21 protein-coding genes and 1 pseudogene are annotated in these 23,301 nt (G+C 69.8%); 12 read left to right on the top strand and 10 right to left on the bottom strand.

Going from position 1 to position 23,301, the window contains the following annotated elements; all coding sequences use genetic code 11:
* The first annotated feature begins 102 nt into the window (after positions 1-102).
* The 7 genes and pseudogenes from ASC76_RS02350 (at position 103) to ASC76_RS02380 (ending at position 6,790) form a co-directional block, all read left to right on the top strand.
* On the top strand, positions 103-924 hold the full coding sequence (locus ASC76_RS02350; protein ID WP_056463084.1) for an ABC transporter permease: 822 nt from the start codon (positions 103-105) through the stop codon (positions 922-924).
* Positions 924-1,706 (top strand): ABC transporter permease, encoded by a 783-nt coding sequence (locus ASC76_RS02355; protein ID WP_056463088.1) that lies wholly within the window; start codon positions 924-926, stop codon positions 1,704-1,706. The genes ASC76_RS02350 and ASC76_RS02355 overlap by 1 nt, the downstream gene beginning before the upstream one ends.
* Before the next feature lie 27 nt (positions 1,707-1,733).
* Entirely contained in the window at positions 1,734-2,531 is a 798-nt protein-coding gene (locus ASC76_RS02360; RefSeq protein ID WP_056461806.1) for an ABC transporter ATP-binding protein, read from the top strand.
* A gap of 27 nt (positions 2,532-2,558) precedes the next feature.
* A complete protein-coding gene (locus tag ASC76_RS02365; RefSeq protein WP_056461808.1) occupies positions 2,559-3,617 on the top strand; it encodes an ABC transporter substrate-binding protein in 1,059 nt (352 codons plus the stop codon).
* An 80-nt stretch (positions 3,618-3,697) separates the two neighbouring features.
* Entirely contained in the window at positions 3,698-5,011 is a 1,314-nt protein-coding gene (hisD, locus tag ASC76_RS02370) for a histidinol dehydrogenase (protein ID WP_056461813.1), read from the top strand.
* Positions 5,008-5,760: pseudogene (locus ASC76_RS02375) on the top strand (SDR family NAD(P)-dependent oxidoreductase); the annotation flags it as partial. The gene hisD and the pseudogene ASC76_RS02375, both read left to right, overlap by 4 nt.
* Before the next feature lie 28 nt (positions 5,761-5,788).
* Positions 5,789-6,790 (top strand): galactitol-1-phosphate 5-dehydrogenase, encoded by a 1,002-nt coding sequence (locus ASC76_RS02380; RefSeq protein ID WP_056461819.1) that lies wholly within the window; start codon positions 5,789-5,791, stop codon positions 6,788-6,790.
* Here the strand turns inward: ASC76_RS02380 and ASC76_RS02385 are convergent, their stop codons facing one another.
* From ASC76_RS02385 to ASC76_RS02395, 3 genes are all read right to left on the bottom strand, one after another.
* A complete protein-coding gene (locus ASC76_RS02385) occupies positions 6,791-7,540 on the bottom strand; it encodes a HesA/MoeB/ThiF family protein (protein WP_056463090.1) in 750 nt (249 codons plus the stop codon).
* A 65-nt stretch (positions 7,541-7,605) separates the two neighbouring features.
* Positions 7,606-9,051 carry a S41 family peptidase gene (locus tag ASC76_RS02390; RefSeq protein WP_056461821.1) on the bottom strand — a complete coding sequence of 482 codons (1,446 nt, stop codon included), beginning with the start codon at positions 9,049-9,051 and terminating at the stop codon, positions 7,606-7,608.
* A gap of 200 nt (positions 9,052-9,251) precedes the next feature.
* Positions 9,252-9,581: a hypothetical protein gene (locus ASC76_RS02395; RefSeq protein ID WP_157615224.1), complete on the bottom strand. Its 330-nt coding sequence runs from the start codon at positions 9,579-9,581 to the stop codon at positions 9,252-9,254.
* Between the two features lie 279 nt (positions 9,582-9,860).
* Here ASC76_RS02395 and ASC76_RS02400 point away from each other — a divergent pair, with 279 nt between their 5' ends.
* The 5 genes from ASC76_RS02400 (at position 9,861) to boxA (ending at position 15,770) form a co-directional block, all read left to right on the top strand.
* A complete protein-coding gene (locus tag ASC76_RS02400) occupies positions 9,861-10,637 on the top strand; it encodes a cupin domain-containing protein (RefSeq protein WP_162247051.1) in 777 nt (258 codons plus the stop codon).
* A 15-nt stretch (positions 10,638-10,652) separates the two neighbouring features.
* Positions 10,653-11,291: a heme oxygenase (biliverdin-producing) gene (locus ASC76_RS02405; RefSeq protein WP_082548649.1), complete on the top strand. Its 639-nt coding sequence runs from the start codon at positions 10,653-10,655 to the stop codon at positions 11,289-11,291.
* Positions 11,292-11,371: 80 nt separating this feature from the next.
* On the top strand, positions 11,372-13,030 hold the full coding sequence (gene boxC, locus ASC76_RS02410; RefSeq protein WP_056461830.1) for a 2,3-epoxybenzoyl-CoA dihydrolase: 1,659 nt from the start codon (positions 11,372-11,374) through the stop codon (positions 13,028-13,030).
* A 12-nt stretch (positions 13,031-13,042) separates the two neighbouring features.
* Positions 13,043-14,476 carry a benzoyl-CoA 2,3-epoxidase subunit BoxB gene (gene boxB, locus ASC76_RS02415; protein ID WP_056461833.1) on the top strand — a complete coding sequence of 478 codons (1,434 nt, stop codon included), beginning with the start codon at positions 13,043-13,045 and terminating at the stop codon, positions 14,474-14,476.
* Positions 14,477-14,486: 10 nt separating this feature from the next.
* On the top strand, positions 14,487-15,770 hold the full coding sequence (boxA, locus tag ASC76_RS02420; protein ID WP_056461836.1) for a benzoyl-CoA 2,3-epoxidase subunit BoxA: 1,284 nt from the start codon (positions 14,487-14,489) through the stop codon (positions 15,768-15,770).
* A 6-nt stretch (positions 15,771-15,776) separates the two neighbouring features.
* Here the strand turns inward: boxA and ASC76_RS02425 are convergent, their stop codons facing one another.
* The 7 genes from ASC76_RS02425 to puhA all read right to left on the bottom strand — a co-directional run bounded on the left by ASC76_RS02425 (position 15,777) and on the right by puhA (position 23,296).
* A complete protein-coding gene (locus tag ASC76_RS02425) occupies positions 15,777-17,963 on the bottom strand; it encodes a GAF domain-containing protein (protein WP_056461839.1) in 2,187 nt (728 codons plus the stop codon).
* Positions 17,963-19,393, bottom strand: a complete 1,431-nt coding sequence (ppsR, locus tag ASC76_RS02430) for a transcriptional regulator PpsR (protein ID WP_056461844.1) — start codon at positions 19,391-19,393, stop codon at positions 17,963-17,965. Before ppsR ends, ASC76_RS02425 begins: the two co-directional genes overlap by 1 nt.
* A gap of 63 nt (positions 19,394-19,456) precedes the next feature.
* Positions 19,457-20,233, bottom strand: a complete 777-nt coding sequence (puhE, locus tag ASC76_RS02435; RefSeq protein ID WP_056461847.1) for a putative photosynthetic complex assembly protein PuhE — start codon at positions 20,231-20,233, stop codon at positions 19,457-19,459.
* A gap of 6 nt (positions 20,234-20,239) precedes the next feature.
* Positions 20,240-21,322: a magnesium-protoporphyrin IX monomethyl ester (oxidative) cyclase gene (acsF, locus tag ASC76_RS02440; RefSeq protein ID WP_056461850.1), complete on the bottom strand. Its 1,083-nt coding sequence runs from the start codon at positions 21,320-21,322 to the stop codon at positions 20,240-20,242.
* Between the two features lie 15 nt (positions 21,323-21,337).
* Positions 21,338-21,817, bottom strand: coding sequence for a photosynthetic complex assembly protein PuhC (gene puhC / locus ASC76_RS02445; protein WP_056461852.1), 480 nt, complete (start codon positions 21,815-21,817; stop codon positions 21,338-21,340).
* A gap of 4 nt (positions 21,818-21,821) precedes the next feature.
* Positions 21,822-22,526 (bottom strand): photosynthetic complex putative assembly protein PuhB, encoded by a 705-nt coding sequence (puhB, locus tag ASC76_RS02450; protein WP_157615226.1) that lies wholly within the window; start codon positions 22,524-22,526, stop codon positions 21,822-21,824.
* Positions 22,523-23,296, bottom strand: a complete 774-nt coding sequence (gene puhA, locus ASC76_RS02455; protein WP_056461856.1) for a photosynthetic reaction center subunit H — start codon at positions 23,294-23,296, stop codon at positions 22,523-22,525. The genes puhB and puhA overlap by 4 nt, the downstream gene beginning before the upstream one ends.
* Positions 23,297-23,301 lie beyond the last annotated feature (5 nt).

Raw genomic sequence — 23,301 nt, forward strand, 5'->3', positions numbered from 1 at the left:
AAACACTGACAAATTGGTGCGTCCCGCGCCTTGACCTGGTCACGGTGGGCATCGATACTGTAAGCGCTTACAGAAATTCGCCTTGCCATGAAAGCCCTTCAGATGAACGCTCCGCCCGCGACGCCGCCGGTGCCCGCGGCGCGTGCCGCCGCCGGGCGCTCGCTCGTGACGGCCGGTCGTGCGCTGCTCGCGCTCGGCGTCGTGCTGCTGCTCTGGTACGTGTGCACGGCCGCGACGGGCTGGGTATCGCCGAACACGTTTCCGACGCCGCTCGAAGTCGGCAGCGCGCTGCGCCAGATCGCGACCGAGGGCTACGCCAACGCCGCGCTGCTGGAGCACGTGCTGCGCAGCGTGGTGCTGGTGACGATGGGCTTCGTCGTCGCGTCGACGATCGGGATCGCGCTGGGGCTCGCGATGGGGGCGAGCCGCACCGTCGAGGCGCTGGCCAACCCGATCTTCCTGGTGCTGCGGCCGATCCCGCCGCTGGCCTGGATCCCGCTCGCAATCGTCTGGCTCGGGCTGGGCGACGCGGCCAAGATCATGGTGATCTTCTTCGCCGCGTTCGTGCCGTCGGTCATCAACAGCTTCACCGGCGTGCGCCAGATCGACCGGCCGATCTTCGAGGCGGCTGCGATGCTCGGCGTGCACGGCGCGCGCTACTGGCGCCAGGTGCTGATCCCGGGCGCGCTGCCGAGCATCTTCACCGGGCTGCGGCTGTCGCTGCAGGCCTCGTGGACGACGCTGGTCGCCGCCGAGCTGGTCGGTGCGGTGGCCGGCCTCGGCCAGATCCTGAACCAGGCCTCGCAGGACATCTACCCCGCGATGATCGTCGTCGGCATGGCCAGCGTCGCGCTGTGCGGCTGGTTGATGACCCTCGGCCTGGGCTGGCTCGAGCGGCGCGTGATGCCGTGGAAGGTGCGGTGATGCTGGAGCCCCGCCTCGCCCCCGCCCGCTTCTGGACGCTGACCGCGGCCGGCAGCCTCGGTTTCCTCGCGCTGTGGAGCGGCCTGGCGCTGTCGGGCCTGACGACGCGCGCCTTCCTGCCTGCGCCGTGGGACGTGGTCACGCGTTTCGCGACGCTGCTGGTCGAGCCGTTTGCCGGCTTCACGTTGATGCAGCACCTGTGGTCCAGCTTCCAGCGCTTCGGCATGGGCTTCGCGCTCGCGGTCATCGTCGGCATTCCGCTCGGACTGACGATGGCGTGGTTCCGCTGGATCGACCGGATCGTGACGCCGGCGTTCGAGGCGGTGCGCTTCATCGCGCCGATCGCGTGGGTGCCGTTCGCCGCGCTGTGGTTCGGCACCGGCATCGGCGGGCCGGTGCTGATCATCTTCATGGGCGCGTTCCCGCCGGTGCTGATCAACACCTACCGCGGCGCGAAGCAGGTCGACCGCAAGTACATCGAGGCCTCGCAGATGCTCGGCGCGGGCAGCTTCCGCTCGATGACGCAGGTGCTGCTGCCGGCCGCGGTGCCGTCGATCGTCGCCGGGCTGCGCATCTCGGCGGGGCTGGCGTGGCAGTCGCTGGTCGGCGCCGAACTGATCGTCGCGTCGAGCGGGGTCGGCTACCTGATGGTCAAGGGTCAGGCCTCGGTCTCGACCGCCACGGTGATGAGCGGAATGATCGCGATCGGCGTCGTCGGCATGCTGATCGACATCGGCCTGCGCCGCGCCCAGCAGGCGATCGAGGCGCGCCGCGGCCTCTGAAACAGAACGAGCAAGGAAACCCGCCCCATGGCCATCATCCAATTCGAGAACGTCGAGCGCGTGTTCCACCAGAACGGGCAGGCGTTCGTCGCGCTGAAAGGCGTGAACCTCGAGGTGGGCGACCGCGAGTTCGTCGCCGTCGTCGGCCCGTCCGGCTGCGGCAAGACGACCTGCATGCGCATGGCCGCGGGCCTCGAGCATCCGAGCGGCGGCAGCGTCAGCGTCGACAACGAGGTCGTGCGCCACCCTGGGCCCGACCGCGCGGTGGTGTTCCAGGCGTTCGCGCTGTTCCCGTGGAAGACGGTCTGGGACAACGTCGAGTTCGGGTTGATCTCGCTCGGCATCGACGCGGCCGAGCGCAAGCGACGCATCGAGCACTACATCGAGCTGATGGGGCTGCGCGGCTACGAGCGCGCGTTCCCGCATCAGCTGTCCGGCGGCATGCAGCAGCGCGTCGCGATCGCCCGCGCCTACGTGCTCGATCCGAAGGTGCTGCTGATGGACGAGCCGTTCGGCGCGCTCGATGCGCAGACCCGCGTCGTGATGCAGGAGGAACTGGTGCGGCTGGCGCGCCGCCACCCGCGCACCGTGCTGTTCATCACCCACGCGGTCGAGGAAGCGGTTTACCTGGCCGACCGCATCGTCGTGATGAGCGCGCGGCCCGGCACGATCCGCGAAATCATCGACGTGAAGACGATCCGCGAGGCCGAGGACTGGGACCAGCACCCGCGCATCGAGGACGTGATGGACCTGCCGTCCTTCGTCCACCTGCGCACCCATGTGTGGAAGCTGCTGCGCGACCAGCACGGCAGCGATCTGCACTGAATTCAACGACAAGAACGGAGACTCACCATGACGAACTCATCGCTCGCGCGCCTGCGCCCCGTCGCCCTCGTGGCGCTGCTGATCGGCGGCGGTGCCGCGCAAGCCCAGCCTGCGCTGGCCGAAATCAAGGTCAGCTACCAACCGGCGTTGTACTGGGCGCTGCCGTTCTATGTGGCGACCGAGAAGAACTGGTGGGCCGAGGTCGGCCTGAAGCCGGTGTTCAGCATCTTCCCGGCCGGCGTGCCGCAGATCGCCGCGGCCAACTCCAAGTCGTGGGACGTCGGCGGCACCGGCTCGGTGCCCGCGGTGCTCGGGCACGTGCGCTTCAACATCAAGACCATCGGCCTGACCAACGACGAATCCGCCGGCAACGCGCTGCTGGTGCGCAAGGACGTGGCCGACAAGATCACCCGCGATCCGGCCTCGATGAAGGGCCAGACCATCCTGCTGACCTCGAACTCGACCGGCGACTACGCGGTGCAGGCCTGCCTGAAGCGCTACGGCCTGGCCAAGGCCGACGTGACGATCAAGAACATGGGCCAGGCCGAGATCATCTCGGCGGTCTCGTCGGGCAATGCCGAGCTGGCGGGCCTGTGGGCGCCGAACATCTACACGCTCGAGGAGAAGGCCGGCGCCAAGGTGCTGTGCAGCGGCAAGGAAGCCGGCGTCGTCGTGCCGGGTGCGTTGATCGCGCGCGGCGACTATGCCGAGCAGAACCCCGAGAACGTCGCGAAGTTCCTCGCCGTGTACCTGCGCGCGTGGAAATGGATGAACGCCAACAAGCCCGAGGCGCTGGCAATGATGAAGAAGTTCTACGAGCAGGGCGGCGTGTCGATCAGCGACGCGTCGATGAAGAAGGAGTTCGACACCCGGCCGACCTTCGACCTGACCCAGCAGCTCGCCCGGCTCGACCGCTCGCGCGGCAACTCCGACGCCGACGCGTGGTTCGGCCAGATCGCGATCTTCATGCGTTCGACCGGCGCGATCCAGACCGTGCCGCTGCCGGGCGATTTCATCACCGACACCTACCTGAAGCGCGTGCGCGCCGACGCGAAGCTGAACGAGTTCGCCAACCGCACCCGCTGAGCGGTGGGGGCGAAAGGGTGGTCGCGGCCGCCCTTTTTCGTCGCCTCGCTGTAAGCGCTTACAACCTCCGGAGGACTTCCATGACCATCACCTACCTCAAGACCGCCACCAAGACACCCGAGACCGAAACCGCCACCGCGCAGAAGGTCGTCGCCGACATGCTGGCCGAGATCCAGGCGAACGGCGAGGCGGCAGTGCGCGCCTACGCGAAGAAGCTCGACCAGTGGGACGGCGAGATCATCGTCAGCCGCGACGAGATCGAGCGTCGCGCCGCCGAGGTGCCCGCGCAGGTGCGGCGCGACATCGACTTCGCGATCCGCCAGGTCAGCGATTTCGCCAAGGCCCAGCGAGATTCGCTGAACGAGTTCTCGGTCGGCCTGCACGCCGGCGTCACCGCCGGACAGCGCGTGCTGCCGGTCAACGTCGCCGGTTGCTACGCCCCGGCCGGCCGCTACGCGCACATCGCGTCCGCGTACATGGGCGTGGCCACCGCGAAGGCCGCCGGCGTGAAGACCATCATCGCGTGCTCGGGGCCGTTCCGCGGCGGGCCGATGCACCCGTACCTGCTGTACGCCTTCGACCGCGCCGGCGCCGACGTGATCATGACGCTCGGCGGCGTGCAGGCGATCGCGACGATGGCCTACGGGCTGTTCGGTGGACAACCCGCCGACGTGATCGTCGGGCCCGGCAACAAGTTCGTCGCCGAGGCCAAGCGCAGCCTGTTCGGCAAGGTCGGCATCGACGTGTTCGCGGGGCCGTCCGAGGTCGCGGTGATCGCCGACGAGACCGCCGACCCGGCGATCGTCGCCAGCGACCTGGTCGGCCAGGCCGAGCACGGCCACGAGTCGCCGGCCTGGCTGTTCACCACCTCGAAGCCGCTGGCCGAACAGGTGATGCGGCGCCTGCCCGAGTTGATCGACGCGCTGCCGCCCACCGCGCGCGACGCCGCCGGCGCTGCCTGGCGGGACTACGGCGAGGTGATCGTCTGCGACACCCGCGAGGAAGTGGCCGCCGTCTCCGACCGCTACGCCTCCGAGCATCTCGAAGTCCACGCCCGCGACCTCGACTGGTGGCTCGGCACGCTGACCTGCTACGGCTCGCTGTTCCTCGGCGAGGAGACGACCGTGGCGTTCGGCGACAAGGCCAGCGGTCCGAACCACGTGCTGCCGACCAAGGGCGCGGCGCGCTACTCGGGCGGCCTGTCGGTGCACAAGTTCATGAAGACGCTGACCTGGCAGCGCATGACGCGCGAGGCCGCGCGCGACATCGGCGAGGTGACCGCGCGCATCTCGCGGCTGGAAGGCATGGAAGCCCACGCGCGCACGGCCGACGACCGGCTCGCCAAGTACTTCCCCGGCCAGGCGTTCGAGCTCGGCGAATCGGTGTCGGTATGACGCTGGCGGCGCAGTTCGATCTGCGCGGCAGGCGCGCGCTGGTGACCGGCGGCAACGCCGGCATCGGCGAGGCGATGGCAACTGCGCTCGGCCTGGCCGGCGCGCGGGTGCTGCTCGTCGCGCGGCGCGAAGCCGAGCTGGCGGCTGCCGCGAAGCGCCTGGCAGCGCGCGGCATCGACGCGGCGACGCTGGCCGGCGATCTCGCCGACGTGACGACCATCGGCGCGCTCGCGAAGCGCGGCGAGGCGCTGCTCGGTGGCGTCGACATCCTGGTCAATGCAGCCGGCGTCAACCTGCGCCAACCGTTCTCCGAGGTCACGCCTGCGGCCTGGCAGACGCAGCTCGCCTTGCACCTCGGCGCGCCGTTCTTCATGACCCAGGCGCTGGCCCCGGGCATGCAGGCGCGCGGCTGGGGTCGCATCCTGAACATCGCGTCGCTGCAGAGCTACCGCGCGTTCGACCATGGCGCGCCCTACGGCGCCGGCAAGGGCGGCGTCGTGCAGCTGACGCGCGCGATCGCGCGCGAGTGGGGGCCGCACGGGATCACCTGCAACGCGATCGGCCCCGGCTTCTTCCCGACCGCGCTGACCGCGGCCGTCTTCGACAACCCCGAGCTCGCGCAGCGCAACGCCGCGCAGACCTGCCTCGGCCGAAATGGCGAGCTGGACGACCTGCATGGCGCGACCGTGTTCCTCGCCAGCGACGCGAGCCGCTACATCACCGGCCAGACCTTGATGGTCGATGGCGGGTTCACCGCCAAATGAACAGGAGATTCCGATGAAGGCGCTCGTCTACACCCAGCCCGGCGAGATGCAGTGGCTCGATCGCGAGATGCCGCAAGCCGCGCCCGGCGAAGTCGTGCTCGAGATCGAGGCCGTGGGCATCTGCGGCTCCGACATGCACGCCTGGCATGGCCACGACCCGCGTCGACAGCCCGGCCTGGTGCTGGGTCACGAGTTCGTCGGCCGCGTCGTCGAGTCGAAGGCCTCCGGTGTCGAACACGGCACGCGCTGGACCGGCAATCCGCTGATCGTCTGCGGCACCTGCGAGTACTGCGTCCAGGGCCGCAACAACCTGTGCGCGAACCGCACGATGGTCGGCATGACGCGGCCGGGTGCGTACGCCGAGTACATGAGCATCCCGGCGGCGTCGCTGATCGCGATGCCGGCGCAGATGGATGCGACGACCGCCGCGCTGACCGAGCCGGCTGCAACGGCCTGGCACGCGATCAACCTGTCGATGCGGGTGCTGACGCGCCCGCTGCACGAGTGCCGCGTGCTGGTGATCGGCGGCGGCGCGATCGGCATGCTCGCGGGCTTGCTGCTGAAGCAGCTCGGCGTCGCGGCGCTGACGATGACGGAACTCAACGCGCTGCGGCGCGCCGCGATCGCACGGCACATCGGCTGCGCGGTCGTCGATCCGCGCACCGCGCCGCTGGACGAGGCCGCGTTCGACTACGTGATCGACGCGGTCGGCGCCAAGGCCACGCGCCAGCAGGCGTTCGCTGCGGTCAAGCCGGGTGGCGCGATCATGCACATCGGGCTGCAGGACTGGGCCAGCGAGATCGACATGCGCAAGCTCACGCTCGCCGAGATCACGCTGCAGGGCACCTACACCTACACGACGGCCGACCTGCGCGCGACCGTCGCGGCATTGGCGCGCGGCGTGTTCGGCGACCTGTCGTGGGTCGAGGAGCGGCGGCTCGCGGACGGCGCACAGGCCTTCGTCGACCTCGATCAGGGGCGCTGCGCGTCGGCGAAGATCGTGCTCAAGCCCTGATCAACGCCGCTGGCAGACCGGGCATTCGGGCGCGCGGGCGATCGCGATCTCGGTCCATTCCATGTGGCGCGCGTCCAGCATCTGCAGCCGCCCCGCGAGCGAGTTGCCGACGCCGGCCAGCAACTTCAATGCCTCGGCCGCCTGCACGCTGCCGATGATGCCGACCAGCGGCGCGAACACGCCCATGATCGCGCAGCGCGCCTCCTCGAACGGCGCGTCGGGCGGGAACAGGCAGGCGTAGCAGGGGTGCACGGCGTCGCGCGTGTCGTAGACCGAGACCTGGCCGTCGAAGCCGATCGCGGCGCCGGAGACCAGCGGCTTGGCATGCGCGACGCAAGCGGCGTTGACGGCCTGGCGGGTCGCGAAGTTGTCGCTGCAGTCGAGCACCACGTCGGCCTGCGCAACGAGCTCGTTCAGACGAGCCGGGTCGGCGCGTTCGCGCAGCGCGTTCACCCGCACCTCGGGGTTGATGCCGTGCAGCGTCTGCGCCGCCGATTCGGCCTTGGGCCGGCCGATGCGCTCGACGTTGTGAACGATCTGGCGCTGCAGGTTGGTCAGGTCGACCGTGTCGTCGTCGACGATCGTCAGCGTGCCGACGCCGGCCGTCGCCAGGTACAGCGCAACCGGCGAGCCCAGGCCGCCGGCGCCGATCACCAGCGCGTGGGCCGCCAGCAGCCGCTGCTGGCCCTCGATGCCGAGTTCGTCGAGCAGGATGTGGCGCGAGTAGCGCAGCAGCTGATCATCGTTCATCGGTTCGAGCATACAAACAAAAACGCCCGCGGGTGGCGCGGGCGTTCGGGTGGGTGAGAGCCGGGTCAATTGACCGTGTCGGTCTCCGGCTTGCGCTCGACCGCGGTCTTGCTGACCAGCACCGGCTTGCCCTTCAGGCGGTTCAGCGCCTGGGCGAGCTGGAAGTCCTCGGCGCTGCCGAACTCGACAGGCGGCTTGGCGGGCGCGGCCGCACGCTTGATCGCCTCTTCCTCGAGCTTCTTGCGCGCTTCGTCGCGCGCCTTCTCGCGGGCCTCGTCCTTCTGCTCGGCGCCCTGGCCGCTCTGCAGGTGCTTCTCGAGGTCGGCTTCGCGGGTGCGCAGCGCGGCGAACAGGTTGCCCTCGGCCGTCTCGTCGATCATCACGTCCGGGACGATGCCCTTGGCCTGGATCGACGCGCCGCTCGGCGTGTAGTAGCGCGCGGTCGTGATCTTCAGCGCGGTGTCGGGAGAGAGCTGGCGCACCGTCTGCACCGAGCCCTTGCCGAAGGTCTGCGCGCCCATCAGGACCGCGCGCTTGTGGTCCTGCAACGCGCCGGCGACGATCTCGCTGGCCGAGGCCGAGCCCTCGTTGACCAGCACGATCAGCGGCACCTTCTTCAGCGCTTCCGGCAGGCGGCGCAGCGGGTCGCTGCCGCCGCGGCGCAGGTAGTCGCTCGGCGAGGCCTTGAAGGTCTGCTTCGAGTCGGCGATCTGGCCGTTGGTCGAGACGACGACCGCGTCGGCCGGCAGGAACGCCGCCGAGATCGCGACCGCCCCCTCGAGCAGGCCGCCCGGGTCGTTGCGCAGGTCGAGCACCAGGCCCTTCAGGTTCGGCTCGGCCTTGTAGATCTCCTCGAGCTTGCGGGCGAAGTCCTCGACCGTGCGGTCCTGGAACTGGCTGACGCGCAGCCAGGCGTAGCCCGGCTCGATGACTTTGGAGCGCACGCTCTGGGTGCGGATCTCCTCGCGCACGATCGTCACCGGGAAGCTGCGGCTCTCGCTCTTGCGGAAGACCGTCAGCATGACCTTGGTCTGCGGGTCGCCGCGCATCTTCTTGACGGCCTGGTCGACCGTCAGGCCCTTGACCATCGTGTCGTCGATCTTGGTGATCAGGTCGCCGCTCTTCAGCCCGGCACGGAACGCCGGGGAGCCCTCGATCGGGCTCACGACCTTGACCAGGCCGTCTTCCATGCCCATCTCGATGCCGATGCCGACGAAGCGGCCGGTGGTGGCCTCGCGGAATTCCTTGAACGACTTCTTGTCGAAATACTGCGAGTGCGGGTCGAGGCCGGAGACCATGCCGCCGATCGCGTCGCCGATCAGCTTCTTCTCGTCGACCGGCTCCACGTAATCGGTCTTGATCATTCCGAACACCGCGGCCATCTGCTGCAACTCTTCGAGCGGCAGCTGCGACACGCCGTTGCGGGCGGTGGCCTGGAGCTGCATCGTGGTGAGCGCGCCGGCGACCGCGCCGACGGCCAGCCATCCGGCGACCTTGAGTTTGGCACCCATCAACGACCCCTTGTCTTGCCCGTCGGCACTGTGAAACTTGTTCAATTGAAACCCTGCGTTCAGTATATTCCGCTGTCTTTCACTCGGATGCGCGCCGGCGGGGAAAGTTGCACGATCCGCGCGCTGCAAATGCAGCCAACGGCAGCCTTCTCAAGGGAATCGGCGGCGTAAAGAAACCTGAAGCGCGAGCCGGCGGGCCATCACTCCTTCGTGCCGGGCTTCTTGTCCGCGGCGGGCGCGGGCGGCGGAGAGGGTGAAAAGAACGAGTCGAACAGCTCACCGGGCACCGTGTCGTAACCTTCGGTGACATCGGCGCCGTGGAGCAGTTCGAAGGACGAGACGACCCAGCCGCCGGACGACACGGTGGCCTCGGGCAGGGTCGGCACCGGCGCGGCGACCGATCGCGCTGCCGCCGCTGCCGCGGCGGACGCCGCCACCTCGGCCGCGTCGACGTACTCGCCCAGCGGCGCCGCTTCGGTGATGCGCCAGATCAATCGCTTCGCGGCGGGTGTCGGCTTTCGCTGAACCATGACTCTCTCTCCAAGTCCTCTGCGCAATTCATCCCGGAAGTGCGAACGGATTGTGAACTGACGATCCTAATCGCCGTCTCCCGATGCGCCAATAGCTCGACCCGGGGGGAGGGGCTCATCCGGGGACATCGCTCCCTACGCGCTGGGCAGGAGATTGGACGCAGTCACCGCGAGCGCCCGTGCGGTCGAGGAACTATCCTGCGAACGTTTGTTGTCGATGGACCGGCGGGCGCCGCCCGGTCACCAGGGACCCCGCACATGCAGAAAATGGTCGAAACCGTGTCCTTCCAGATCGCCGGCGTGTTCGTCACCCGCAAGGAACAATTGCGCTGGGTCGACGCCTCGCGACCGGGGCTGCGCGTTGCGGCTGCCCACGAAGACCGCGCGTCGGGCCGGTTCCTGGGGCTGCTCGGCTTCGATCCGCTCGCGTCGTCGGGCCTGCACCAGCACGTCGACGTGGCCTTCAGCTACGTGCTCAGCGGCGGGTTGACCGACCATGCGGGCACCACGGTGGCCGGCCAGGCCGGCATCAACCTGCCCGGCTCCACCCACGACGCGATTGCGTACACCGCGTCGCTGCTGGCGTCGCGGCTGGACGGTCCGGTGCTGTACTGGCCCGAGGAGGGCCGGGAGGACGCCCCGCACCTGCACGCCGGCGGTCGCGACGCGCGGTTCGGCAATCCCCAGCCGGAACGAGAGCCGACCGTCAGCATCACCGTGAAGGACATCGCGCCGCTGCCCACCTGGGTCGGGGGCGTGCAGCGGCGCCTGATCTTCGACTACCGCGGCACCGCGCACGATTTCCGCCACTGCGCGCTGACGCTCATCCCCGGCACGCGCATCCCGCCGTTCCGCGCCGCAGCGCCGCTCGAGCTCTTCATGATCGGCGGCGGCATGCGCCTGAATGGCAGCCTGGTGCTCGCCGGCGGGTTCGGCGTGATCGAGGCCGGCACCCAGGTCGAGATGGCGAGCGATTTCGGGGCGTACCTGCTCGCGTGGTCCGAGGCGCCGATCGCCTGGACGGACCGCGCCGGCGGCGACCTGTTCGGCTTCTGAGAGAGGCGGTTCCGCTTGATCCCGTCCCTCGCCGAGCGACTCAAGACCGAAACCCGATCCCTGCACACCGCGGCCGAGCGCAGCCACTTCATGGGCGCGCTGATGCGCGGAGAGGTCGATCGGGCGGCCTATTGCGCGCTGCTGCGCAACCTCAGCGCGATCTATGGCGCACTCGAGCCCGCGCTGGTGCGCCATGCCGGCCATCCGCTGATCGCGCCGCTCCACGCGCCGGCCCTTTTCAGGGCGACTGCGCTCGCGCGCGACCTGGGCCGCCTCCAGGGGCCGCGGTGGGCCGAGGACATGGCACTGAAGGACGCGACACGCCAATACGTGGCGCGTCTGCACGAGCTGGACGCGCGGCGCCCGGCGCTGCTGGTCGCGCATGCCTACGTGCGCTACCTGGGCGACTTGAGCGGCGGCCAGATGTTGCGGCGCGTCGTGGCGCGGAACCCGGCGCTCGGTGGCGAGCAGGGGGTGGCGTTCTACGACTTCGGCGATCCCTTGGCGACCCGCGCCCTGACCGAATCCTTCCGCGCCGGCCTGGCATCGCTCGCGCCCGACGTGTCCGAGGCCGACGCGCTCGTCGCGGAGGCCCGGCGGGCGTTCGGCCTGCACCAGCAACTGTTTGAGGAACTGACTGAAGAAATCCCTTGAACCGGCGGTAAAAATGCATTATTCTGCATCTCTTGCCAGCGCAAGAAATGCATTTCAGTGCTTATTGACAGGAGACACCCGTGACCCCAGCCCAGCGCGTCGATTACCGGACAGCCCCCGCCGATTACCGGCACTGGAAGCTGAAGTTCGAAGGGCCCGTCGCCACGCTGGCCGCGGATTTCGACGAGAACGCGGGCCTGCGTCCCGGCTACAAGCTCAAGCTGAACAGCTACGACCTCGGCGTCGACATCGAGTTGAACGACGCGATCAACCGCATCCGCTTCGAGCATCCCGAGGTCCGCACCGTGGTGCTGACCAGCGCCAAGGAGAAGGTGTTCTGTTCCGGCGCCAACATCTTCATGCTCGGCGTGTCCAGCCATGCCTGGAAGGTCAATTTCTGCAAGTTCACGAACGAGACGCGCAACGGGCTCGAAGACTCGTCCAAGCACAGCGGGCTGAAGTTCCTGGCCGCCGTCAACGGCGCGTGCGCCGGCGGCGGCTACGAGCTGGCGCTGGCCTGCGACGAGATCATCCTGGTCGATGACCGCTCGTCGGCCGTCAGCCTGCCCGAGGTGCCGCTGCTCGGCGTGCTGCCCGGCACCGGCGGCCTGACCCGCGTGACCGACAAGCGCCATGTGCGCCACGACCTCGCCGACCTGTTCTGCACCAGCGTCGAAGGCGTGCGCGGGCAGCGCGCGAAGGACTGGCGCCTGGTCGACGAGATCGCCAAGCCGGCCCAGTTCGCTGCCAAGGTCCAGGAGCGCGCGCTGCAACTCGCCGCGCAGAGCGATCGCCCGGCCGACGGGCAGGGCGTCGCGCTGACGCCGCTGGCCTGCACGATCGAGCCCGACGCGCTGCGCTACACCCATGTCGACGTGGCGATCGACCGCGCCAAGCGCACCGCCACGTTCACGGTCAAGGGCCCGAGCGGCGCGCAGCCGGCCGACGTCGCCGCCATCGTCGCGGCCGGCGCCGCCTGGTACCCGCTGCAGATGGCGCGTGAACTGGAAGACGCGATCCTGCAGATGCGCACCAACGAGCTCGAGATCGGCACCTGGCTGATCAAGACCGAGGGCGACGCCGCCGCCGTGCTCGCGAGCGACGCCGTGCTGCTGGCGAACCGGGACCAATGGCTGGTGCGCGAGACCACCGGCCTGCTGCGCCGCACCTTCAGCCGCTTCGACGTCTCTTCCCGCAGCCTGTTCGCGCTGATCGAGCCGGGCTCGTGCTTCGCCGGCAGCCTGCTCGAACTGGCGCTGGCGTGCGACCGCATCTACCACCTCGCACTGCCGGACGACGAAGCGCGCGCGCCGAAGATCACCGTCGCCGACGCCAACTTCGGCCTGTTCCCGATGATCACCGGCCAGAGCCGCCTCGGCCGCCGCTTCTACGACGAAGCGCCCGCGTTCGACGCCGTTCGCGCCCGGGCCGGCCAGCCGCTCGACGCCGACGCCGCGTTCGCGCTCGGCCTGGTCACCAGCAACCCGGACGACATCGACTGGGCCGACGAGGTCCGCATCGCCGTCGAGGAGCGCGTGTCGATGTCGCCCGACGCGCTGACCGGCCTGGAAGCGAACCTGCGCTTCAACGGCCCGGAGAACATGTTCACGCGCGTCTTCGGCCGCCTGACCGCGTGGCAGAACTGGATCTTCCAGCGCCCCAACGCAGTCGGCGACAAGGGCGCACTCAAGGTCTACGGCAAAGGCGACAAGGCCGCGTTCGACTGGAATCGGGTTTAAACGGAGTACCCCATGAGCACCACCACGATCAACTACAGCGAAAAGATCCCGAACAACGTCAACCTGAGCGAGGACCGCACGCTGCAGCGCGCGCTCGAGCAGTGGCAGCCGAACTTCATCAACTGGTGGGACGACGTCGGCCCCGAGAACTCGACCAACTACGACGTCTACCTGCGCACCGCGGTCAGTGTCGATCCGCAGGGCTGGGCCCAGTTCGGCCACGTCAAGATGCGCGACTACCGCTGGGGCATCTTCCTGAACCCCGGCGACGCGAACCGCGAGATCCACTTCGGCGACCACAAGGGCGAGAAGGCCTGGACCGACGTGCCCGGCGAGCACCGCGCCAACCTGCGCCGCATCATCGTCACGCAGGGCGACACCGAGCCGGCCTCGGTCGAGCAGCAGCGCCACCTCGGCCTGACCGCGCCGAGCATGTACGACCTGCGCAACCTGTTCCAGATCAACGTGGAAGAAGGCCGCCACCTGTGGGCGATGGTCTACCTGCTGCACAAGCACTTCGGCCGCGACGGCCGCGAGGAGGCCGACGCGCTGCTCGAGCGCCGCAGCGGCGACGAGAACAACCCGCGCATCCTCGGCGCGTTCAACGAAGCGACGCCGGACTGGCTCAGCTTCTTCATGTTCACCTACTTCACCGACCGCGACGGCAAGTTCCAGCTGTGCGCGCTGGCCGAGAGCGCGTTCGATCCGCTCGCGCGCACGACCAAGTTCATGCTGACCGAGGAAGCGCACCACATGTTCGTCGGCGAGAGCGGCGTCTCGCGCGTGATCCAGCGCACCGCGCAGGCGATGAACGAACTCAAGACCGACGACGTGGCCAAGCTGCGCGCCGCTGGCGTGATCGACCTGCCCACGGTGCAGCGCTACGTCAACTTCCACTACAGCGTGACGATCGACCTGTTCGGTGCCGACCAGTCGAGCAACGCCGCCACCTTCTACAGCTCGGGGCTGAAGGGCCGCTTCGAGGAAGGCAAGCGCGACGACGACCACCTGCTGAAGGGCCAGACCTACCGCGTGCTGGAAGCGCAGAACGGCCAGCTGGTCGAGAAGGAAGTGCCGATGCTCAACGCGCTGAACGAGGTGCTGCGCGACGACTTCATCAAGGACTCGATCGCCGGCATCAACCGCTGGAACAAGGTGCTCGAGAAGGCCGGCGTGCCGCACCGCCTGACGGCGCCGCACAAGGCCTTCCACCGCAACATCGGCGCGCTGTCGGGCGTCAAGGTCTCGCCGGACGGCCGCATCGTCAACGAGGCAGAATGGGCCGCCAAGGTGGACGAGTGGCTGCCCAGCCGCGAGGACCGCGCGTTCGTCGCCTCGCTGATGGGCCGGGTCGTCGAGCCGGGCCGGTTCGCCAACTGGATCGCCCCGCCGGCGATGGGCATCAACCGCCAGCCGGTGGACTTCGAGTACGTGCGTTTCGACTGACGACACACCCATGGACATGGCCGTTGACGCGAAGGTGATCAAGCAGCACTTGATCGATCCGGAGATCTGCATCCGCTGCAACACCTGCGAGGCCATCTGTCCGGTGCAGGCGATCACGCACGACTCGCGCAACTACGTCGTCGACGCGGCCAAGTGCAACCTGTGCATGGCCTGCATCTCGCCGTGCCCGACCGGCTCGATCGACAACTGGCGCACGGTGCCGCGGGTGAAGGCCTATCCGATCGACGAGCAGCTTCTGTGGGACGAGCTGCCGGCCGAGCTGTCGCCCGAACAGCTCGCGGTCGAAGGGGTCGCGGCCGACGCGATCGCCGTCGAGGTCGTCGAAACGGCGGCCACCGCTGCGGCCGGTGCGGTCGACGCGCCGTTCAACAGCGCGCAGTACGGCGCGACGCTGCCGCCCTGGTCGGCGGCCCACGCCTTCACCAACCTCTATGGCCCGAAGGCGGCCGACAAGAGCATCACCGCCACCGTCGTCGGCAACGTGCGGGTGACGGAGGTCGGCAGGGAGTACGACACCCACCACCTCGTGCTCGACTTCGGCGCGATGCCGTTCCCGGTGCTCGAGGGCCAGTCGATTGCGGTCGTGCCGCCGGGCACGGACGCCGACGGGCGCGCCCACCACCCGCGCCAGTACTCGATCGCGAGCCCGCGCAACGGCGAACGGCCGGGCTACAACAACGTCTCGCTGACGATCAAGCGCGTGCTCGAGGACCACCAGGGCCGCCCGGTGCGCGGCGTCGCCAGCAACTACCTGTGCGACCTGAGCGTCGGCCAGACGGTGCAGGTGATCGGGCCGTTCGGGGCCAGCTTCCTGATGCCCAACCACCCGAAGAGCCACGTCGTGATGATCTGCACCGGCACCGGCTCGGCGCCGATGCGGGCGATGACCGAATGGCGGCGCCGCCTGCGCCAGTCGGGCAAGTTCGAGAGCGGCAAGCTGATGCTGTTCTTCGGCGCGCGCACCAAGGAGGAGTTACCGTACTTCGGCCCGCTGCAAAGCCTGCCGAAGGACTTCATGGACATCAACTTCGCGTTCTCGCGCACCGTCGGCCAGCCCAAGCGCTACGTGCAGGACGCGATGCGCGAACGCGCCGCCGACCTCGCGCCGCTGCTGGGCGACCCGAACGCCTACTTCTACGTCTGCGGCCTCAAGGCGATGGAGGAGGGCGTCGTGCTGGCGCTCCACGACATCGCGCGCCAGGCCGGGCTCGATTGGGACCTCGTCGGCTCCTCACTGAAGAAGCAGGGCCGCCTGCACCTCGAGACCTACTGACCCGCGCTACGAGTCGAACAGGCGGATGCGGCCGAACAGCTGTGCCGCCCGGCGGGTCGACGCTTCGAGCTCCTCGAGCAGCGGCGCGACGCCCGGGGCGGTGCTGCCGTCGGCGATGTCCATCGCCGCCAGGCTGGCGTTCGCGAGGATCGCGCCCATCACATCGCTCGGCACGCCCATGCCGATCGTGCTCGCCTCGTCGCGCACGCCGCCCTGGGCGATCGTCTGCGACAGCGAGCGCTCGAGATGCAGGCGGGCCTCGCTGACGCGCTGGGTGCCGGTGCGGTCCACCACGATCAGGAAGAAGCCGAGCACCGAGCCGTCCCGCGCCGGCACGACCTCGGCGCGTACCGTGACCGGCAGCGTGCCGGCGTCGCCGCCGAGCCGCAGGTCGAGCTCGCCATGCCAGGGCTGGCGCTCGTCGCGCAGCATCGCCAGCACCTTGCCGGCCAGCGGCGCCTGCACGAACAGGCTCGGCACCTCGGTGCTGCGGGCGTCGCCGTGGCGGCCCGACAGCGTGCCGAACGCATCGTTGACGAACAGCACGCACCCGCGCGCATCGGCGATCACCACCGGCTCGGCCGAACTGCCGACGGTGCGCCGGATCTGTTCGATCTGGTGCTCGGCGATCAACAGCCGGACCGCGTTGATCTGCACGATGATGTCGACCAGCGAGGCACCGAACGCGCGGCCGAGCGCGAGCTCGCTGTTCGTCCACGGCAGCGCGGTGCCGCGCACGATCTCCGACCAGGCCGCGAACGAGCTGCGCGGCGACAGCTCCATCGGGTTGTTCGCGACCATCGGCTTGGACGGATCGCCGGCCCAGGTGACCGTCAGCAGCTGCTCCTTGCGGAACCACATCAGGTAGTCGGGCTTGGTCGTCGACAGCTTCACCGCGAGCACCCCGCTGGCGGTCGGCGTCAGCGGGTCCAGCGCCGGGTTCGCGCGCGCGACCGACGAGCAGCTGAACAGCCCGTCGCCCGGCTGGCCATCGACCCACTGCAGCAGCGCGCGGAGCTCGGCGGTCGAGGGCGCCTCGCCGGCCGTCAGCAGCTCGCCGTCGTAGAACAGCGCTGCGCCGGTCGCTTCGAGCGGCTGCAGCACGGTGCGCGGGTTGCGGAACAGCGCGAGTCGCCAGTCGCCTTCGGTGGACGTGGCCTCGACCAGGCGCTGCTCGAGCCGGCGCACCTGGATCGCGACTTGCGCGTGCGCATAGTTCTCGATCGCCGCGATGCGCGTGGCCGCCACCTCGGCCAGCAGATCGGCCGCCGAGCGCACCGCGAAGCGCAGGTTGCGCGGCGCGTAGTGGTGGCAGGCGATCAGCCCCCACAGCTTGCCCTCGCGCACCAGCGAGACGACCAGCGTCGCGGTGACGCCCATGTTCTTCAGGTACTGCAGGTGCAGCGGCGACATGCTGCGCAGCTGGCACATCGACATGTCCAGCTCCTCGCCGGCACCCGGCAGCTGGCGCGGCACCAGCGGCGACGGTTCATAGTGCACGTCGACCAGCACGCGCAACCGGTTGCGCAGGTAGAGCTCGCGGGCGCGCTGCGGGATGTCGGTGGCCGGGTAGTGGTGGCCGAGCAGCGATTCGAGCCGCGGGTCGCGTGCCTCGGCGATGATCTTGCCGTGGCCGTCCGGGTCGAACTTGTAGACCATCACCCGGTCGTAGCCGAGCATGTCGCGGAAGCAGCGGACCACGCTGTCGGCCAGCGTGCCGATCGCCGAGGCATTGCTGAAGCGCTGCACCGCCACGCCGAGCAGTTCGCGCAGCTGCGGGCCGGGGATGTCGACGGTCTCGGCGCTGGCGTGTTCGGCGCCGGTCGGCTCGATCTCGACCAGCAGCGTGCTTCCGCCGACGCGGTGCAGCGTGCCCTCGAAATCGCGCGGCGCGCCGCCGACCGGCACCTGGCAGCGCAAGGGCACCGGCTCGGCGAGCGGGGCCGAGTTCTCGCAGGCCTGGCGCACCTGCGCCGCCAGGTCGCCGCCGAGTTCGGTGACCGGCTGGTTCAGCAGCGCCTCGGCATGCACCCCCAGCAGCGACTCGACGTTGGCGCTCGCCTGGACGATTCGCAGGTCGGGCTCGCGCAACGCCAGCAGCAGGCCGTGCGGCTGCACCGAGCCGGCAAGGTGGATCAGCTCACGTTCGCAGTTGGTGAGATCCGCCTGGCCGAACGCGGGGCTGGTCAGCACTACGCCGCGCCCGTGTCCGAGGAAGCGCGGCGCTGCAGGCGGCGCGCGAGGCTGTCGGCGCTGACGCCGAGGATCGCGGCCGCGGCCGGGAGGTCGTCGCCGGTGCGCTGCAGCGCCAGCATCGTGAAGTGATCTTCGGCCAGCAGCGTCGCGTCGCGCACGATGTCGGCCAGTGCGCGCTCGCCCAGGCCGGCCGCGAGCGTCTCGATGCCGGCCTGCAGCGCGGCGGCCAGGCCGTCGCGCTGCGTGTCGTCGAACGCCGGCCGCTGCGAGGCGCGCGCGACGCGCCGCACCGTGAAGCCGATGCACTCCTGATCGCCTTCGGTCAGCAGCGCCGCCGCGATCTCGATCTGCGCCGCGGCCGCGCCGCTGCGCCGCACCCACGACTCGACATGCCGCGCGATGCCGTCGCGCCGCACCTTCGCGACCAGCGCGGCGAGCGGCGAATCGGCCAGGCTCAGCCAGTTCATCAGCGGGTGACCCTTCGCGTCCGACTCGGTGGCCAGGCCGACAAGCTCGAGGAAGGCCGGGTTGGCGACCTGGATGCGGCCGCTCGAATCGGTCACGACGACGCCGTCGCTCGCCGCGTCGACGAGGCGCGCGATGCTCTGGTTCAGCGCGCCCGCGGCGGGCGCCGCGTCGAGGGCGCGCAGCCGCACCAGCAGGCGCATCGCATCGTCGGCGCGGAACGGCGTCGCGACGACGCTGGTGCCTGTCTGTGTGCCGAGCAGGCGCGCGCGGATCTCGCCGCTCTTGCCGGTGGCGCGTGCGTTGCCGAGCAGTTCGTTGATCGCGCCGCGCGAATGGTGTTCGAAGCCGGAGCCGATCGGCCGGGCCTTCAGCTGCTCGGCCGGCAGGTTCCACATCGCCGCCGCGGCCTGGTTGGCCTCGATGATCTGCAGCGTGTCGGCATCGACCACGAGCACCGCGTCGGTCGCGACCTGGAACAGCAGCTGGTAGCGCGCCTCGGCCTGGCGCGCCTGCCAGTAGCCGCGTTCCATCTCCTGCTGCGATTCGACGAAGCGCTTCTGGATCGCGGCGATCGCGCGCAGGTCGCGGCCGGCGGCCAGCACCGGGCCGTCGACGCCCAGCCGGATCGCGGTGTAGGCGACCGGAATGCTTTCGTTGGTGCCCAGCGGGTGGTTGACCTCGCGGCGTCGCGCGATGCCGGTGGCGGCCACTTCCTTCAGCAGGTTCTCGATCTTCGGGCGCGTTTCTCCGCTGACCGTGTCGATCCACGCGCGGCCGACCCATTGCGCCGCGCCGGGGGCGATCGGGTCGGCGCCGCCCTGCGCCACGTTGCGGATCACGCCGTCGGAATCGATCACCAGGGCGATGTCGCTGGCCAGCGAGACGAAGGTCTTCGCCAGTTCAGGCGCCCACGGCGAGAGCGCCGCCAGGTCGGGGTGCTTGGAGGTCGAGTCGCTCACGCCGCACGTCCTTTCGGTCTCGAACAGACAGGCAAGCCGACCATGGATTTCATCCGCCGGATTCTAGGCGGGTGGCCCGGTCGCTCTTGAGCGTAAACCCCAATTCCAGAGGGCCTGCGACGGCAGCGGCAGGACCATGAACCAGTGCTCGAGGATCGCCAGGCTGAGCAGCGTCCCCGCGAAGGTGAGCGTCGTGGCGTCGAACGCGCCGATGCCGTGCGCGGCCGCGGCCTGCCACAGTTCGACCGCCAGCCAGCTCGAGACCGCGACCGAGACCGGGAACAGCGCGTTCATCGGCGCGCGGCGGAAGTAGGTCTGCAGGTAGGCCAGGTGCGGAGGCAGGAAGCTCTCGCTCAGGTTGCGCACGCCGAGGAACACGTTGAGCTTCGCGCTCTGCCTCATCACCCAGAAGATCGCGAAGGTCAGCAGCCCGGTCGGGTTGGCGCCGCCCCAGGTGAGCGCGAACACGGCCAGACCGAGCACGACCAGCGCGAGCTCGTGGTGAAGCAGCGTCTGCAGCGCGAAACCGGCGCGCCGCCAGCCGGTCGAGCCACGCGGGCAGGGCGTGCGGCGCGGCCCGGTCACGTAGCCGAGCAGGAACGCGATCTCCTGCCACGCCCAGACCATCAATGCGCAGGTGAAGGCGAGGTAGGCGCCGGTCACGCGCACGTCGTCTCTCGTGGCCGCCAGGCCAACCAGCGCGACGCCGAGCAGCACGGTTGCGGCCAGCATCGTCCACGGGTGGGTGCGGCGCGGCAGGCCGTTGAGGTACAGGATCGCGCCCGTGCTGAACCACCACGCGAACAGCGTGTAGGCCACCGGCAGCAGGTAGACGGACACGGGGTCCTACCAGGTCGGCGCGAGGCGCACGTTCTGCGGCAGCGGGTTGCGCTGCGCGGGCAGGCAGTACAGGCGCGCAAAGGTCAGGCCAGCCGCCAGCGTCAGGCCCAGGCGCCGCGCGCCGCCGACGAGCCCGCCGCGGGCGCGAGCCGCCTCGGTCGCGACCGAGATCAACCGCAGCTTCTCGAGGCCGGCATGGAAGCGCGGGTCGTCGAGGTTGAGCGTCAGCGGGAACACCTGCTTGGTGATCTCGGAGGTGATGCGGAACACGTCGAAGTCATACGCGGTCGCGTCCAGCCCCATCGCGGCGTGCATCTCGGGGCGTTGGTGGTCGCGCACGTACATCGTCGCGAACACCGCGAGCACGAAGAAGCGGATCCACAGCTTGTTGACGCCGGCGAGCAGCTTCGGGTTGGCGCGCAGCAGCAGCGCGAACGCCTCGCCGTGGCGGAATTCGTCGTTGCACCACAGCTCGAACCACTTGAAGATCGGGTGGAAGCACCGCTCGGGGTGCTTCTCGACCTGCCGGTAGATCGCGATGTAGCGCGCGTAGCCGATCTTCTCGGACAGGTAGGTCGCGTAGAAGATGAACTTCGGGCGGAAGTAGGTGTACTTTTTGGCCTTCGCGAGGAAGCCCAGGTCGACGCCGATGCCGAAGTCCTTCAGCCACTGGTTGATGAAGCCGGCGTGGCGCGACTCGTCACGCGCCATGAAGCCGAACAGCTCCTTCATGTCCGGATTGGTCACGCGCTTGCGGATCTCGGCGTACAGCACGCAGCCCGAGAACTCGGAGGTGATCGAGCTGATCAGGAACTCCGAGAACTCCTTGTACAGCGCGGGCGGCAGGTCGGAGCAGTCGGCCATCATGTCGGCCGGGCGCTGGAAGTGGTCGGTGTTGGTGTCGGCGCGGAACTCGTTCATCAGCGCTTCCCACTGCGCGCGGATCGGCTCGACGTCGATGCGGTCCATCGCCGCGAAATCGGTCGTGTAGAAGCGCGGCGTGAGCACCGTGTCCTGCAGCGCGGCCTGTGTCGCGGTATTGACCGGGCCCTTGGCGGCCACGGGGGCGGAGGCGGCGGTAGCGTTCATCGGGAACCTTTCGGGTCAGCGCGCGGGCGCGGCCATGATGCGGGCGAAGACGGCGGCATTGGCCGGGCCGAAGGAACCGAGGTCGACGCGCCGCCCGGTGCCCGGATCGACCAGCGTCAGCCCGCCGTCGGCGCGGCCGATCATCGTGAAGGGCAGCGCCGGGCTCACGTGCTGACGCATGCGTTCGCGCGCGAGACCGCGCATCGTGCCGCGCAGGAAGCCGTTGGTGCCGGGCGGGACGGTCTCGACCAGTCGCGTGCCGGTCGCGTCGAGCACGACGATGCTGCCGTCGGGCCGGTCCTCGAAGCGGAACTCGCGCGTGGCCAGGGCCGCGGCGTCCGGTGAGTGCACCGCGCCGACGCCGGTGATGCGTACCGCGGCGACCGTGACGACCGTGGCGATCACCATCGCGCCGAGCGCGAACAGCGGCGCGCGTGCGAAGCGGATCGGCGCTGCCGCCTCGCGCAGATCGCCCGGGATGACGTGCGCGTTCATCGTGTCAGGCCGCGAGCGCCGACGTGTCGGCGTGCTCGTGGCGGGAGGTCGCGGCGGTCCGCAGCGGCACCTGGATCGGGGCGCGCACCGGCCGCAAGGTGGACGCCGACGAGGCGAGTGCGCCAGCGAGGATCTGCGCGACGCCCTGCACTTGCGGCAGCGCGCGCAGCATCGGCTCGGTGCGCTTCAGGTGCCACGGCCGCGCATGCGGCCACAGGTGGATGTAGGCGATGTGGTCGCTCTCGGCGAGCACCAGCGTGATGTCGCCGGTGCCGTCGGCATTCGTCCGCAGCCCGGCCGACTCGATCTGCGCATACGGCAGGTTGAAGGTGATGCTGAGCACGACGCCGATCCGCATCACGACGCGCCGGTCGGTCACGGTGTAGACGCTGGTGCGCGCCACCAGCCACGCCAGCAGCGCCAGCAGGCCGAGCGCCGCGCCGGCCAGCGGCAGCAGCCACAGCGTCGCCAGCCCCGCGTCGAGTGCCGAGCCGCCGGTCGCCATCACGTTGACTGCGCGCGCGCCGAGCAGCACTGCGAAGTAGACCGAGAGCATGCGCAGGTGCATCGCCTCGCGCGCCAGCGCGCGCCAGTCGGGCGCGCCCTGCCACAGCAGGCGCTCGCCGCGCGGCAGCGGTTCCGGCAGGCCGAGCGCGGCCTCGAACTCGTGCTCCGGCGCGTCGGCGCGCGCCTGCCGGTTCGTGATCACAGCAGCGGCTCCTGGCGGGCCGGCGTGGCGTACAGCGTGCCGCCGCCGTAGTAGCCCATGATCTTGTCCTCCTCGAGCAGCGTCACCGCATCGGGGTGCCGCGTGGCGGGCACCTGCGCGAACTGCGCCGCCAGGATCGAGCGCACGTTGACCTGCTGATCGCCGATGCGCGCGAAGTTGATCGGCAGCAGCACGCGGCGGCCGCCGCCGGCCGCCGGCACCTCGACCTCGAGGTAGCGGAACAGCACCTCGGCGCGGTCGACCCACAGCTCCGTCACCGTGCCCGCGATCGCCCCGTCGGCGCCGATCACCGGCAGGCCGCGCGGGTCGGGATCGCGGTGCGCCACCTCGAAGCTCGGCGCGGCGCGCAGCGGCACGATCCGCAGGTCGCCGTCGACCGTGGTGTCGGCGATGTCGGCGCGGTCGGAGTACGAGCCCGGCCCGACAGCCGCGAGCATCGGATCGCCGTGCGGTTCGAGCGGTGCGCCGAGGTGCGCGGCCGACGGCGAGCCGCCCAGGGTCTGCGTCGTCTCGCGGAAGTTCGGCGACAGCACCACGCGGCCGTCGCGCAGCAGGAAGGTCTTCGGCGCCGGCACGCTCGGCCAGCCCTGGACCTGGATGCGGCCGCCGGAGCGGTCCGATTCCAGCGGGTAGCCCTCGCGCTTGTCCTCGCGGTGCAGGTAGTAGATCAGGCCGGCGAAAAACACCCAGAACGCGTAGAGGGCGACCTGCGCCACGTCGATGTAGGCGGTGATGGATCCGGTTCCCATGGTGT

It is taken from the genome of Rhizobacter sp. Root404 (genome assembly GCF_001425865.1).
Classification (GTDB): Bacteria; Pseudomonadota; Gammaproteobacteria; order Burkholderiales; family Burkholderiaceae_C; genus LMDS01.